This is a genomic window from Aeromonas sp. INTO2 (assembly GCF_049860605.1).
Classification (GTDB): Bacteria; Pseudomonadota; Gammaproteobacteria; order Enterobacterales; family Aeromonadaceae; genus Aeromonas; species Aeromonas caviae.
Window position 1 is genome coordinate 3,887,501 of record NZ_CP187588.1, and the last position, 15,685, is coordinate 3,903,185.

At 57.0% G+C, this 15,685-nt stretch carries 11 protein-coding genes; all 11 read right to left on the reverse strand.

The window, feature by feature from the left end:
- Nucleotides 1–46: 46 nt before the first annotated feature.
- The 11 genes from tuf to rpoB all read right to left on the reverse strand — a co-directional run bounded on the left by tuf (nt 47) and on the right by rpoB (nt 15,463).
- The gene (gene tuf / locus ACPW74_RS18405) at nt 47–1,231 is read right to left on the reverse strand and encodes an elongation factor Tu (RefSeq protein ID WP_005306325.1); all 1,185 of its coding nucleotides are present in this window, start codon (nt 1,229–1,231) and stop codon (nt 47–49) included.
- A 54-nt stretch (nt 1,232–1,285) separates the two neighbouring features.
- Complete coding sequence (gene fusA, locus ACPW74_RS18410; RefSeq protein WP_010675948.1) at nt 1,286–3,391, reverse strand: elongation factor G; 2,106 nt, start codon at nt 3,389–3,391, stop codon at nt 1,286–1,288.
- A 75-nt stretch (nt 3,392–3,466) separates the two neighbouring features.
- Nucleotides 3,467–3,937: a 30S ribosomal protein S7 gene (gene rpsG / locus ACPW74_RS18415; protein WP_010675949.1), complete on the reverse strand. Its 471-nt coding sequence runs from the start codon at nt 3,935–3,937 to the stop codon at nt 3,467–3,469.
- A gap of 93 nt (nt 3,938–4,030) precedes the next feature.
- A complete protein-coding gene (rpsL, locus tag ACPW74_RS18420) occupies nt 4,031–4,405 on the reverse strand; it encodes a 30S ribosomal protein S12 (protein ID WP_005306278.1) in 375 nt (124 codons plus the stop codon).
- 181 nt (nt 4,406–4,586) lie between these two features.
- Nucleotides 4,587–4,865 (reverse strand): sulfurtransferase complex subunit TusB, encoded by a 279-nt coding sequence (gene tusB, locus ACPW74_RS18425; protein WP_109112497.1) that lies wholly within the window; start codon nt 4,863–4,865, stop codon nt 4,587–4,589.
- 7 nt (nt 4,866–4,872) lie between these two features.
- Nucleotides 4,873–5,229, reverse strand: a complete 357-nt coding sequence (gene tusC, locus ACPW74_RS18430) for a sulfurtransferase complex subunit TusC (RefSeq protein WP_253583690.1) — start codon at nt 5,227–5,229, stop codon at nt 4,873–4,875.
- 9 nt (nt 5,230–5,238) lie between these two features.
- On the reverse strand, nt 5,239–5,631 hold the full coding sequence (gene tusD, locus ACPW74_RS18435) for a sulfurtransferase complex subunit TusD (RefSeq protein WP_010675952.1): 393 nt from the start codon (nt 5,629–5,631) through the stop codon (nt 5,239–5,241).
- An 86-nt stretch (nt 5,632–5,717) separates the two neighbouring features.
- Complete coding sequence (locus ACPW74_RS18440) at nt 5,718–6,098, reverse strand: RidA family protein (RefSeq protein ID WP_010675953.1); 381 nt, start codon at nt 6,096–6,098, stop codon at nt 5,718–5,720.
- 26 nt (nt 6,099–6,124) lie between these two features.
- Nucleotides 6,125–6,841: a helix-turn-helix transcriptional regulator gene (locus tag ACPW74_RS18445; protein ID WP_279982083.1), complete on the reverse strand. Its 717-nt coding sequence runs from the start codon at nt 6,839–6,841 to the stop codon at nt 6,125–6,127.
- Between the two features lie 197 nt (nt 6,842–7,038).
- The gene (gene rpoC, locus ACPW74_RS18450; protein WP_010675955.1) at nt 7,039–11,343 is read right to left on the reverse strand and encodes a DNA-directed RNA polymerase subunit beta'; all 4,305 of its coding nucleotides are present in this window, start codon (nt 11,341–11,343) and stop codon (nt 7,039–7,041) included.
- A gap of 91 nt (nt 11,344–11,434) precedes the next feature.
- Nucleotides 11,435–15,463: a DNA-directed RNA polymerase subunit beta gene (gene rpoB, locus ACPW74_RS18455; protein ID WP_279982085.1), complete on the reverse strand. Its 4,029-nt coding sequence runs from the start codon at nt 15,461–15,463 to the stop codon at nt 11,435–11,437.
- Between the last annotated feature and the right edge of the window lie 222 nt (nt 15,464–15,685).

Sequence of the window (15,685 nt, forward strand, 5' to 3'; positions counted from 1 at the left end):
GGGGTGGCCGAAGCCACCCCTTTCATGTGTGCATATAAAGTATCGATTAAGCGATAACTTTAGCTACAACACCAGCACCTACGGTACGGCCACCTTCACGGATGGCGAAACGCAGGCCGTCGTCCATCGCGATCGGCGCAATCAGGGTAACAACCATCTTGATGTTGTCGCCCGGCATTACCATCTCTACGCCTTCCGGCAGTTCGATGGTACCGGTCACGTCGGTAGTACGGAAGTAGAACTGCGGACGGTAGCCCTTGAAGAACGGGGTGTGACGACCACCTTCTTCTTTGGACAGCACGTACACTTCGGATTCGAACTTGGTGTGCGGCTTGATGGTGCCCGGCTTGGCCAGTACCTGACCACGCTCTACGTCTTCACGCTTCACGCCACGCAGCAGTGCGCCAACGTTCTCACCTGCACGACCTTCGTCCAGCAGTTTGCGGAACATTTCAACGCCGGTACAGGTGGTCTTGGTGGTATCTTTGATACCAACGATTTCCACTTCTTCACCAACCTTGACGATACCGCGCTCTACACGACCGGTTACTACGGTACCACGGCCTGCGATGGAGAATACGTCTTCGATAGGCATCAGGAACGGCTGGTCAATCGCACGCTCCGGCTCCGGAATGTAGGTGTCCAGGTGGCCAGCCAGTTCCAGGATCTTCTCTTCCCACTGAGCTTCGCCTTCCAGCGCTTTCAGTGCGGAACCACGGACTACCGGCAGGTCATCACCCGGGAAGTCGTACTCGGACAGCAGTTCGCGAACTTCCATCTCGACCAGTTCCAGCAGCTCTTCGTCATCTACCATGTCGCACTTGTTCATGAACACGATGATGTACGGAACGCCTACCTGACGACCCAGCAGGATGTGCTCACGAGTCTGCGGCATCGGGCCGTCAGTCGCTGCTACTACCAGGATTGCGCCGTCCATCTGGGCAGCACCGGTGATCATGTTTTTAACGTAGTCGGCGTGACCCGGGCAATCTACGTGGGCGTAGTGGCGGGTAGCAGTGTCGTATTCTACGTGGGAGGTGTTGATGGTGATACCACGCTCACGCTCTTCAGGTGCCTTGTCGATCTGGTCGAAGGCGAAAGCTTTACCACCGAAGTGCTTGGCCAGCACGTTGGTGATGGCGGCGGTCAGGGTGGTTTTACCGTGGTCAACGTGGCCGATGGTGCCGACGTTTACGTGCGGTTTATTACGCTCAAATTTTTCTTTAGACACGACGTAGTCCTTCTAGGTTAAACCCGCCTACCGTCGTAGGCGGGGAATCTTAAATTACTTGGATTTGCGCTCTTCGATCACGGCCTGGGCGACGTTGGTCGGGGCATCGTGATACTTGGCGAATTCCATGGCGTAGGAAGCACGACCCTGAGTAGCAGAACGCAGGGAGGTGGCGTAACCGAACATTTCGGCCAGCGGCACCAGCGCACGTACGATCTTGCCGGACGGGCCATCTTCCATGCCTTCGATCAGGCCGCGACGACGGTTCAGGTCACCGATCACGTCGCCCATGTAGTCTTCCGGAGTCTCGACTTCGACCTTCATGATCGGCTCGAGCAGTACCGGGTTGGCCTTCATGAAGCCAGCCTTGAACGCCAGAGAAGCAGCGATCTTGAACGCCAGTTCGGAAGAGTCGACATCGTGGTAGGAACCGAAGTGCAGACGCACACCCAGATCCATTACCGGATAGCCTGCCAGCGGGCCGGACTTCAGCTGCTCGCGGATACCCTTGTCAACACCCGGGATGAATTCGCCCGGAATCACGCCACCCTTGATGTCGTTGACGAATTCGTAGGCTTTGCCTTCTTCCAGCGGGTACATGTCGATAACGACGTGACCGTACTGACCACGACCACCGGACTGCTTGGCATGCTTGCCTTCGATGTCCTTGACGGTGTTGCGGATGGTTTCACGGTAGGCAACCTGCGGCTTACCTACGTTGGCTTCTACCTTGAACTCGCGACGCATACGGTCAACGATGATGTCCAGGTGCAGCTCACCCATACCGGCGATGATGGTTTGGCCAGATTCTTCGTCGGTCCATACGCGGAAGGACGGATCTTCCTGAGCCAGACGGCCCAGAGCCAGGCCCATCTTCTCCTGGTCAGCCTTGGATTTCGGCTCAACGGCGATGGAGATTACCGGTTCCGGGAATTCCATACGCTCCAGGATGATCGGTGCGCTTTCGTCACACAGGGTGTCACCGGTGGTGACGTCCTTCAGGCCGATGGCAGCAGCGATGTCGCCTGCGCGAACTTCTTTGATCTCTTCACGCTTGTTGGCGTGCATCTGAACGATACGGCCGAAACGCTCGCGCTTCTCTTTAACGGAGTTCAGCACGGAGTCACCGGAGTTGACCACACCGGAGTAAACACGGAAGAAGGTCAGGTTGCCCACGAACGGGTCGGTAGCAATCTTGAATGCCAGAGCAGAGAACGGCTCGTCATCGGAAGCGTGACGCTCGTCCTTGGTCTCGCCATCCAGCTTCAGACCGTCGATAGCAGCAACGTCGGTCGGAGCCGGCAGGTACTCGACCACGGCATCCAGCATGGCCTGTACGCCCTTGTTCTTGAACGCGGAGCCACAGGTAACCAGGATGATTTCGTTGTTCAGAACACGCTGACGCAGAGCTTTCTTGATCTCTTCTTCAGTCAGTTCTTCACCACCCAGGTATTTTTCCATCAGGTCTTCAGACGCTTCAGCAGCGGCTTCAACCAGGTTCATGCGCATTTCTTGCGCCTGTTCCAGCAGCTCAGCCGGGACGTCTTCGTAGTCGAAGGATACGCCCTGGTCAGCTTCGCTCCAGTTGATGGCTTTCATCTTGACCAGGTCGATAACGCCCTTGAAGTTCTCTTCGGAACCGATGTTCAGTTGCAGAGGAACCGGGTTACCTTTCAGACGGGTCTTGATGTGCTCAACGCAGCGCAGGAAGTTGGCACCGGTACGGTCCATCTTGTTGACGAACGCGATACGGGGAACCTTGTACTTGTTAGCCTGACGCCATACGGTTTCAGACTGGGGCTGTACGCCACCTACGGCACAGTACACCATCACGGCGCCATCCAGAACACGCATGGAACGCTCTACTTCGATAGTAAAGTCAACGTGGCCCGGGGTATCGATGATGTTGATACGGTGCGGTTGGAACTGTTTACCCATACCGGACCAGAAAGCGGTGGTCGCGGCGGAGGTGATGGTGATACCACGCTCTTGTTCCTGTTCCATCCAGTCCATGGTGGCGGCGCCATCGTGAACTTCACCGATCTTGTGACTTACACCGGTGTAAAACAGAACGCGCTCGGTAGTAGTAGTCTTACCGGCGTCGATGTGAGCGGAGATACCGATATTACGATAACGCTCAATGGGGGTTGTACGAGCCATTGTCATCCTCTTACTAGGGCGCTTGTCCCCAGATAATTAAAGGTGCGCAGAGTCAGAAGACCCTGCGCAAGCGGATTACCAGCGGAAGTGAGCGAAGGCCTTGTTCGCTTCAGCCATACGGTGAACGTCTTCACGTTTCTTGACAGACGAACCCTTATTGTCAGCGGCATCCAGCAGCTCGCCAGCCAAACGCTGAGCCATTGATTTTTCACCACGTTTACGAGCGGCATCAACCAACCAGCGCATTGCCAGAGCATTGCGACGTACCGGACGAACTTCTACCGGCACCTGATAGGTTGCACCACCGACGCGACGAGATTTAACCTCGACCGCCGGACGAATGTTGTCCAGAGCGACTTCGAACAGGGCCAGGTGCTCTTTGCCAGATTTGGTGGCAATGATGTCCAGGGCGCCATATACGATGGCTTCTGCAACAGATTTCTTACCGTCAACCATTACTACGTTGACAAATTTAGCCAGCAGCTCAGATCCGAACTTGGGATCCGGCAGGATTTTACGCTGACCAACAACACGACGTCTTGGCATTTCAAATTCTCCGTAACTTCAGGGGTTACCCAAAACTAGAAAGTTATCTAACTAGAAACGAATTAACGTTTGGCCTTACTTAACGGAGAACCATTAAGCTTTCGGACGCTTCACGCCGTACTTGGAGCGAGCCTGCTTACGGTCTTTAACACCGGCACAGTCCAACGCACCACGAACGGTGTGATAACGAACACCTGGCAAGTCTTTTACACGACCGCCACGGATCAGAACAACAGAGTGCTCTTGCAGGTTGTGACCTTCACCACCGATGTAGGAGGTGACTTCGAAGCCGTTGGTCAGACGTACACGGCATACTTTACGCAGTGCAGAGTTAGGCTTCTTCGGGGTGGTGGTGTATACACGGGTGCATACGCCACGCTTCTGAGGGCACGCTTCCAGCGCCGGCACGTTGCTTTTCACAACGAGCTTGATGCGTGGCTTGCGAACCAACTGGTTAATAGTTGCCATCAAAAGGCTCCTGATAATGACTTCATAAACGTGTGAAAAATCCTCCCCGCAGATACGGGGACGCGAAATTTTATGCCCTGTTGTCTGGGGAGTCAAGATTTATACAATTTGCACACCGAAATGGCAAATGACAGTCGAATGACATTATGCTAAGCAACTGAGATAAAAAGGAAAACCAAGCCTAACCGCCCCAGGTCTGCGGTGATCCGTGCTCGGCGATCAACCTGATCAAACCCGGCATATCGAGTTCCATCCCGATCCCGGATGACAAGCCTCTCGCTTTCAAGTCTTCCTTCATGACGTAAAGGGGGACGTCTGCCAAGCGCTTGCACCACCCGGGGGCAGCAGCCGCCATCACGGCATCCTGCATCAACACCACCAGATCCCCTTCCATGCGGTAACGCAACGCCAACTCGAGATCCTGGCTCATGAAGGGAGAGTTCAATATCAGCTGTATCACGGGCACCTCAGAAGCAGATGTGGGTGGTGAAACCCGCCCAGCTACGGCGAATTTCCGCAGGAGAGAGCGAAATAACTGGGATTAGCAAATCCGCCGCCGTCAGTCCTCGCTCAGCCAGTGACACCGCACAGACATAGATCTCCTCGATGTCATACAGCTCCAGCATCTTGAAGGTCGGGGCGTAGTGACGCTGCAATATGGCGTGTGGCGATTGCTCCCTCACCAGTTGCATCACGCCATCGCCCACCAGAAAGAGTGCCAGGGACTCCGTCAATGCAGAGGTGGCCAGCAGGGCATCCAGCCCCTCCCGACCACTCGCCGAACCATGGGGACCACGCCGTGAGATAAACGCTATTCTGGTCATCTTGTCCCCCTAGAACTGTACGAAGCGATCAGCGGTCAGTGCGGCTTCCGCCAACTGACCGAGCCCGCTCAGGCAGAATGGGGCTTCCAGATTGAAATGCTCCCGTCCCATTCCCTTGGCCTCCTGCTCATCCAGCACGCCACGGCGCATGGCCGCAGCCACACACACATCGATGCGGATGCCCTGCTGGATGGCCAACTCGCGCCACAACGCCACCAGGTCGGTCTCATCGCTGGCTGGCGCATGGAGGCCATTGGCATTGCACACCCCCTCCTGATAGAAGAAGAGGTGGGACAAGCGGTGTCCCTGCTCGACCAGACTCAGGGCAAAACGATAGGCCGTGCTGGCCGTCTGGGTGCCATAGGCGGGCCCGGTGACCAGCAGAGCAAAATTCAGACTCATGATCGCACTCCTGCACAGCGGTGTATCCATTCTACCTCACAGACGCAAAAGCCCCTCCTGGGAGGGGCTTTTCCAATGAAACAGGCTCAGACGTAGGCGATGGCTTCGACTTCGACCAGTACATCCTTGGGCAGACGAGCAACTTCCACGCAGGAACGTGCCGGGGCGGACTCGCCAAAGTAGCGGGCATACACCTGGTTGAAGGCCACGAAGTTGTTCATGTCACTCAGGAAGCAGGTGGTCTTCAGCACCTTGCTGGTATCGGCCCCTGCGGCTTTCAAGACGGCAACCAGATTCTTCATCACCTGCTCTGCCTGAGCCTCGATGCCACCGGCAACGATGTCCATGGTGGCCGGATCGAGCGGGATCTGCCCGGAGGTAAAGACCAGCTCACCCAGCTTGGTAGCCTGGACATAAGGGCCAATTGCGGCAGGCGCCTTGTCGGTTGCAATCACTTCTTTAGCCATTGTTATCTATCCCCTATCTATGGCGCTTACTCGCTCTCTTCTTCACCCTGCTTGCGCTGTCGGATGTAGAGATACACGGTATGTTTGGAAATATTCAGCTTGTCGGCGACCAGGTTGATCGAGTCCTTGATATCAAATATGCCCTTCTCGAACAACTGGGTCACGATAAAACGGTTCTTGGCATTGTTGGCCACGGAGGGATCACGATTGATCTCGTCGATGGTGTTGTCCACCGTCTGGGCAACCAGCTCTTCGACGCTGTTGGCGAAGGTCTCCGGTGATTGCCGCTCCACCTGCTGTGGCGTCGGGAAGAATTCGGCCACGAACTCGTGGAAAGGTGCATTGATGTGCAGGTTGATGCAGATAAGGCCGATCACCTGCTTGTTTCGGTTACGGATGGCGATGGTGCTCGACTTCATCAAGGCACCGGTCCGACTGCGGGCAAAATAACTCTGGGTGTGATCCTGACCCGTGCTCTCGATGTCCTTGAGCATCCGCAGGGCGAGATCGGTGATCGGCGCCCCCAGAGTTCGACCCGTATTGAAACCATTCGCGATTTGGATCACGGACTCATGCAGATTTTCCAGGGAGTGGAGCACCACCTCGCAGTGCTTGCCGAACAGATCGGCCAGGCCTTCGATAAGGCCCCCATATGAACGCAACAGCTCCCTGTCTTCGTCTGTAAAAGCGCGACCGCTCAGTTGCTCTTCGGGAAGCAGTACTTCCTCGATACCGACAGCCATGTTCTACCCCTGTAATACCCATTCAACTTTCCCGAGTTTTCAGTTGCGACGGGGCAATGTCAACTTTTTTTGATTTTTTGCTCTATAACCTTGCACTGGATCATCCCCCTGCCCCAGCCCAGTGCACGCTGGGCGCCGGATGGGAAATAAAAAAAGGGCCCCTAGAAGGGGCCCTTTTCGATCACTGCTGCGGAAGATTACTCTTCGTCAAAACTGCCGGCTGCGTTGAGCAGATCCGCCAGGTTTTGCTGAGCTTCATCGGCAGTCACCTGCGGCACACCGACAGCACGGGCTGCGGCGGCACGCTGGTTGATGCGGCTGTGATGGTAGGCAAAGCCGGTACCCGCCGGGATCAGACGACCAACGATCACGTTCTCTTTCAGGCCGCGCAGTTCATCACGCTTGCCACCAACGGCTGCTTCGGTCAGCACGCGGGTGGTCTCCTGGAAGGAAGCCGCGGAGATGAAGGACTCGGTGCTCAGAGATGCCTTGGTAATACCCATCAGGATATGACGGTAGGTAGCCGGGGTCTTGCCTTCGGCAACCAGTTTACGGTTGGCAATCTTCACACGGGCCACTTCAACCTGCTCACCTTCGATCAGGTCGGTGTCGCCAGCGCTCAGGATCTCGCACTTGCGAAGCATCTGACGCACGATGACTTCGATGTGCTTGTCGTTGATCTTAACGCCTTGCAGACGGTAAACGTCCTGCACTTCGTTGGCGATGTAGTTGGCGACCGGGCTGATACCGCGCAGACGCAGGATATCGTGAGCAGACTCGGGACCGTCCGCCAGCACTTCACCCTTCTCAACTTTTTCACCTTCGAACACGTTGAGGTGACGCCATTTCGGAATCATCTCTTCATAGATCTCGCCACCATCGGTCGGGGTGATGACCAGACGGCGTTTGCCCTTGGTCTCTTTCCCGAAGGAGATGGTACCGGAGATCTCGGCCAAGATGGCCGGCTCTTTCGGCTGACGTGCTTCGAACAGATCCGCAACGCGCGGCAGACCACCGGTGATGTCCTTGGTACCGCTGGACTCTTGCGGGATACGCGCAACCGCGTCACCCACGCCCACGTTGGCACCATCTTCCAGGTTCACGATCGCCTTGCCCGGCAGGAAGTACTGGGCGGGAACGTCGGTGCCCGGGATCATCACATCCTTGCCGTTCAGATCGACCAGTTTCACGGTCGGACGCATCTCTTTACCGGCGCTCGGACGCTCGTTGACATCCAGCACGACGATGGAAGAGAGACCGGTCAGCTCGTCGGTCTGACGAGTGATGGTCACACCGTCGATCATGTGTTCGAAGTGCAGGCGACCCGCTACTTCGGTGATGATCGGGTGGGTGTGCGGGTCCCAGTTCGCGACGGTATCACCGGCGTTCACCGCTTCGCCATCCTTCACTTCCAGCACGGAACCGTAAGGCAGCTTGTGGCTTTCCTTGGTACGGCCCATCTCGTCCATGATGGTCAGCTCGGTAGAACGGGAGGTGATAACCAGCTTGTCAGAGTTGTTCAGAACGAACTTGGCGTTCTGCAACTTGATGCTACCGGTGTTCTTCACCTGGATGCTGCTCTCGGCAGCCGCTCGGGATGCGGCACCACCGATGTGGAAGGTACGCATCGTCAGCTGGGTGCCCGGTTCACCGATGGACTGAGCGGCGATAACACCGACAGCCTCACCCTTGTTAACCAGGTGACCACGGGCCAGATCACGGCCGTAGCAGTGAGCACAGTTACCGAAGTCGGTCTCACAGGTGATGGCAGAACGTACCTTCACGCGGTCGACGGAGTTGCGCTCCAGCAGGTCACACAGCTGCTCGTCGAGCAGGGTGTTGCGCGCTACCAGCACTTCATCCTCGGTACCCGGCTTGATCACGTCTTCGGCCACCACACGACCCAACACGCGCTCACGCAGCGGCTCGACCACGTCGCCACCCTCGATCAGCGGAGTCATCCACAGACCGTCGGTAGTGCCGCAATCGTCCTCGGTGATCACCATGTCCTGGGCCACGTCAACCAGACGACGGGTCAGGTAACCGGAGTTCGCTGTCTTCAGCGCGGTATCCGCCAGACCTTTACGAGCACCGTGAGTGGAGATGAAGTACTGCAGTACGTTCAGACCTTCACGGAAGTTCGCCACGATCGGCGTTTCGATGATGGAGCCATCCGGCTTGGCCATCAGGCCACGCATACCGGCCAGCTGACGGATCTGGGCGGCGGAACCCCGCGCACCAGAGTCGGCCATCATGAAGATGCTGTTGAAGGAGGCTTGCTCTTCCTCATCGCCCAGGGAGTTGACGTTACGCTCCTTGGAAAGGTTGTCCATCATGGCCTTGGAGACGCGATCGTTCGCGCTGGCCCAGATATCGATAACCTTGTTGTAGCGTTCGCCCGCGGTCACCAGACCGGACAGGAACTGGTCCTGGATCTCGGCAACTTCAGCTTCTGCAGCAGCGATGATGTCTTTCTTGGCATCCGGGATGACCATGTCATCGATACCAACAGAGGCACCGGACAGGGCCGCGTAGTGGAAACCGGTATACATCAGCTGGTCAGCGAAGATGACGGTATCCTTCAGGCCCTGCTTGCGATAGCAGGTGTTCAGCAGACGGGAGATGAGCTTTTTGCCCAGCGCCTTGTTGGAGACGCACTTGATCCAGTTCTGCGGGTTGGCGTCCAGGTCAGCCTGCTCTGCAGCAGTCAGTACCTTCGGCTCGTCGATCAGAGCGTATTCCATGCCTTTGGGCAGGATCAGGCTCAAGATCGCACGACCAACGGTGGTATTCTTCATCTCGGTCTTGGCAACCAGCTCACCGGCTTCGTTCTTCACGTACTCGGTGATGCGGCACTTGACGCGAGCATGCAGGTCGGCCAGACCGGCACGGTAGACCTTCTCGGCCTCTTTCGGGCCGGACAGCACCATACCTTCGCCCTTGGCGTTGATACGGGCACGGGTCATGTAGTACAGACCCAAGACCACGTCCTGGGAAGGAACGATGATCGGCTCACCGGAGGCAGGCGACAGGATGTTGTTGGTGGACATCATCAGGGCACGCGCTTCCAGCTGGGCTTCCAGGGTCAGCGGTACGTGGACCGCCATCTGGTCACCGTCGAAGTCCGCGTTATAGGCGGCACAGACGAGCGGGTGCAGCTGGATGGCCTTGCCTTCGATCAGGGTCGGTTCAAACGCCTGGATACCCAGACGGTGCAGGGTCGGCGCACGGTTCAGCAGAACCGGGTGTTCGCGGATCACTTCGTCCAGGATGTCCCAAACGACGGCTTCCTCGCGCTCCACCATCTTCTTGGCGGCCTTGATGGTGGTCGCCAGACCGCGGGATTCCAGCTTGCCGTAGATGAAGGGCTTGAACAGCTCAAGTGCCATCTTCTTCGGCAGACCGCATTGATGCAGACGCAGGGTCGGACCTACGGTGATAACGGAACGACCAGAGTAGTCGACACGCTTACCCAGCAGGTTCTGACGGAAACGACCTTGCTTACCCTTGATCATGTCGGCCAGGGATTTCAGCGGGCGCTTGTTGGAACCGGTGATGGCACGACCACGACGGCCGTTGTCCAGCAGGGCGTCCACGGACTCTTGCAGCATGCGCTTTTCGTTGCGCACGATGATGTCCGGCGCAGCCAGATCCAGCAGACGCTTCAAGCGGTTGTTACGGTTGATCACGCGACGGTACAGATCGTTCAGATCGGAGGTCGCGAAACGGCCGCCGTCCAGCGGTACCAGCGGACGCAGGTCCGGCGGCAGCACGGGCAGCACTGTCATGATCATCCACTCCGGCTTGTTGCCGGATTGCAGGAAGGCTTCCATCAGCTTCAGACGCTTGGTGGTCTTCTTGCGCTTGGTCTCGGAGTTGGTCTGATCCAGCTCCTCACGCATGGCTTTGACTTCACCTTCCAGATCGATGGCGCGCAGCAGGGCCAGAATGGCCTCGGCACCCATCTTGGCGTCGAATTCGTCGCCCCACTCTTCCAGTGCGTCCAGATAGTTCTCTTCGGACAGCATCTGGCTGCGCTCGAGGTTAGTCATGCCGGGTTCGATCACTACATAGGATTCGAAATACAGCACGCGCTCGATGTCACGCAGGGTCATGTCCAGCAGCAGACCGATACGGGACGGCAGGGACTTCAGGAACCAGATGTGGGCAGTCGGGCTGGCCAGCTCGATGTGGCCCATGCGCTCACGACGGACCTTGGTCTGGGTCACTTCTACACCGCACTTCTCGCAGATCACACCACGGTGTTTCAGGCGCTTGTACTTGCCGCACAGACACTCGTAGTCCTTCACCGGTCCGAAGATACGGGCGCAGAACAGACCATCACGCTCCGGCTTGAAAGTCCGGTAGTTGATGGTCTCAGGCTTTTTGACCTCACCGAATGACCAGGAGCGGATCATGTCAGGAGAGGCCAGACCGATCTTGATACTGTCAAACTCTTCGGTCTTGGTCTGAGCCTTCAAAAACTTGAGTAAGTCTTTCACGTGTTTCCCCTGTCAGGAGTCTAACCTCGGCGCCCCGGCTGCCGAAACAGCGGGGCGCCCACGTCAATTCTCGAACAATAAGAGCGAGCTCTTACTCTTCGTCCAGCTCGATGTTGATACCCAGAGAGCGGATTTCCTTCAGCAATACGTTGAAGGATTCGGGCATGCCCGGCTCCATACGGTGGTCGCCATCCACGATGTTCTTGTACATCTTGGTACGGCCGTTCACATCGTCAGACTTGACGGTCAGCATTTCCTGCAGGGTATATGCCGCACCGTAAGCCTCCAGGGCCCACACTTCCATCTCACCGAACCGCTGACCACCGAACTGCGCCTTACCACCCAGCGGCTGCTGGGTAACCAGGCTGTAGGAACCGGTAGAACGCGCGTGCATCTTGTCGTCTACCAGGTGGTTCAGCTTCAGCATGTACATGTAACCCACGGTGACCTTGCGCTCGAAGGCGTTACCGGTACGACCGTCGAACAGGGAGATCTGACCGGATTCCGGCAGATCGGCCAGCTTCAGCAAGGCTTTGATTTCGCGCTCTTTGGCACCATCAAAGACAGGTGTAGCCACCGGCAGACCCTTACGCAGGTTACCCACCAGGGTACGCACGTCGTCGTCAGACAGTTCAGCAATGTTCACTTGCTGGGAGTCCTTCTCGCCCAGGTCATAGACCTGTTGCAGGAACTCGCGCATCTCGTGCAGCTCGCGCTGTTCTTTGATCATGCGGTCGATCTTCTCGCCGATGCCCTTGGCCGCGAGGCCCAGGTGCACTTCGAGGATCTGACCGATGTTCATACGAGATGGTACACCCAGCGGGTTCAGTACGATGTCGACCGGACGGCCGTACTCGTCATGGGGCATATCCTCGACCGGACAGATCTTGGAGATAACACCCTTGTTACCGTGACGGCCCGCCATCTTGTCACCCGGCTGGATGCGACGCTTGACGGCCAGATAGACCTTGACGATCTTCAGTACGCCCGGCGCCAGGTCATCGCCCTGGATGATCTTGCGACGCTTGTTCTCGAATTTCTTGTCGAACTCGGCCTTCAGCTCAACGTGCTGTTCAGCGATCTGCTCCAGCTCGATTTGCTTGGCTTCATCTTCGATGGCCAGCTCAAACCACTTGGAACGATCAAGCTTGTTCAGACGATCTTCGCTGTAACCGGCGGCCAGCAGCAGGTTGCGGGAACGGCCGAAAATGCCGTCTTCCAGGATCTTGAACTCTTCGGTCAAGTCCTTCTTCGCTTCCTTCAACTGCATCTCTTCGATTTCTTTGGCGCGCTTGTCTTTTTCCACGCCATCGCGGGTAAAGACCTGCACGTCAACCACGGTACCGTACACACCGTTCGGCACTCGCAGGGAAGAGTCCTTCACGTCGGACGCCTTCTCACCGAAGATGGCGCGCAGCAGCTTCTCTTCCGGAGTCAGCTGGGTTTCACCTTTCGGAGTCACCTTGCCGACCAGAATGTCGCCGCCCTTCACTTCCGCACCCACGTAGACGATCCCGGACTCGTCCAGCTTGGACAGAGCGGCTTCACCCACGTTCGGGATGTCAGCAGTGATCTCTTCCGGACCCAGCTTGGTGTCACGGGAGATACAGGCCAGTTCCTGGATGTGAATGGTGGTCAGGCGATCTTCCTGAACAACACGCTCGTTCACCAGGATCGAGTCTTCGAAGTTGTAACCGTTCCACGGCATGAACGCGACGCGCAGGTTCTGACCCAGCGCCAGTTCACCGAGATCGGTGGACGGGCCGTCAGCCAGTACGTCGCCCGCCATCACCGGCTCACCCAACATCACGCACGGACGCTGGTTGATACAGGTGTTCTGGTTGGAACGGGTGTATTTGGTCAGGCTGTAGATGTCGATGCCGGCTTCGCCAGGCAGCAGCTCATCTTCGTTGACCTTGATAACGATACGGGAGGCATCGACATAGTCGATCATGCCGCCACGCTTGGCCACTACGGTCACACCGGAGTCAACGGCCACTGCGCGTTCCATACCGGTACCTACCAGCGGCTTGTCAGCTCGCAGGGTCGGTACAGCCTGACGTTGCATGTTTGAACCCATCAATGCGCGGTTCGCGTCATCGTGTTCCAGGAACGGGATCAGGGCCGCTGCCACAGAGACGATCTGTTGCGGGCTCACGTCCATGTACTGGATCTGGTCGGCGTTCATAAAGGTGGATTCACCTTTGTGACGGCACGGGATCAATTCATCTTTCAGACGGCCATCTTCGGTGGTCGCGGCGTTGGCCTGTGCGATCACGTACTTGCCTTCTTCAATCGCAGACAGGTAATCCACTTCGTCGGTGATCACACCGTCGATCACCTTGCGGTACGGGGTCTCGAGGAAACCGTACTCGTTGGTGCGGGAATACACGGACAGCGAGTTGATCAGACCGATGTTCGGACCTTCCGGCGTTTCGATGGGGCACAGACGACCGTAGTGGGTCGGGTGTACGTCTCGCACTTCGAAACCGGCACGCTCACGGGTCAGACCGCCCGGGCCCAGCGCGGAGATACGGCGCTTGTGGGTCACTTCGGACAGCGGGTTGTTCTGGTCCATGAACTGGGACAGCTGGCTGGAACCAAAGAACTCTTTGACCGCGGCGGAGATCGGCTTGGCGTTGATCAGATCCTGCGGCATCAGGGTGTCCAGATCGCCCAGAGACAGGCGCTCCTTCACCGCACGCTCGACACGGACCAGACCAACACGGAACTGGTTCTCGGCCATTTCACCGACAGAACGGATACGACGGTTACCAAGGTGGTCGATATCGTCCACTTCGTCGTTACCGTTACGGATATCGATCAGGCGCTTCATGACCTCGACGATATCGTCCTTGGTCAGCACGCCAACGCCTGTCTCGTCTTCACGACCCAAACGGCGGTTGAACTTCATCCGACCTACGGTAGACAGGTCGTAACGCTCGGAAGAGAAGAACAGGTTCTCGAACAGCTGCTCGGCCGCTTCGCGAGTGGGCGGCTCGCCCGGACGCATCATGCGATAGATCTCGACCAGGGCTTCTAGGCGGCTGGAGCTGGAGTCGATACGCAGGGTCTCGGACATGTAGGCACCGTGGTCCAGTTCGTTGGTGAACAGAACCTCGAAGTGCTTGAAGCCGGCTTGGGACAGGTTGGCAACTGCTTCCAGGCTCAGGGCCTGGTTGGCAGCCACGACCATTTCACCAGTCTGCGGATGTGCATAGTTCTTGGCTGCAACTTTGCCAACAACATACTCTACCGGCACCTCGATCTGGGTGATGCCGTCTTTTTCCAGCTGACGGATGTGACGGGCAGTGACACGACGACCGGTTTCAACCACCACGGCGCCATTGGCAATGATGTCGAAGGTCGCGGTCTCGCCACGCAGGCGCTCGGGCACCAGATCCATCATCAACTTGCCATCCTTGACCTCGAAACCGATGGTCTCGAAGAAGGTGGCCAGGATTTCTTCGGAACTGAAGTCCAGGGCGCGCAGAATAATGGAGGCCGGCAGTTTACGACGACGGTCGATACGGACAAACAGGTTGTCTTTCGCATCGAACTCGAAGTCCAGCCAGGAGCCACGGTAGGGGATAACGCGAGCGTTATAAAGCACCTTACCGGATGAATGTGTTTTGCCTTTATCGTGGTCGAAGAAGACGCCCGGGCTGCGGTGCAGCTGGGAGACGATGACCCGCTCGGTACCATTGATGACAAAGGTGCCGTTTTCGGTCATGAGCGGAATTTCGCCCATGTAAACTTCTTGTTCCTTGATGTCTTTGACGGTGCCGGCAGCTGCTTCACGGTCGTACAGAACCATACGAAGCTTGACACGCAGCGGCGCGGAGTAGGTCACTCCACGGATCTGGCATTCTTTTACGTCAAATACCGGCTCACCCAGGCGATAGCTGACATACTGAAGCTCAGCACTACCGGAGTAACTGGTGATCGGGAAAACGCTACGGAAGGCGGCTTCTAGGCCGTACTCACCTTCCGGGTCAGCCTCGATGAACTGCTTGAAGGAGTCCAGCTGAATGGACAACAGATAAGGCGTGTCCAGTACCTGGTCTCGCTTACCGAAGTCCTTACGTATGCGTTTTTTTTCGGTATAAGAGTAAACCATAGGGTTCCTCAGCTCGCTGATAAGTGACCCACTCTGTCCCCACGGGACAGCTCTGTCTCAACACCGTTTTGTGTTGGCCCGGACGATGAGGCGGTCCGGATTGCTGGTGCACCGAGAGTCGTGAACGGTGTGAAATACTCTCAGTCTACAGCGCAAAAAGGCTGGTGAATAAAGATTCACCAGCCTTAGCCTGTTTTATCAGGCTAATCTACATAAATGCAG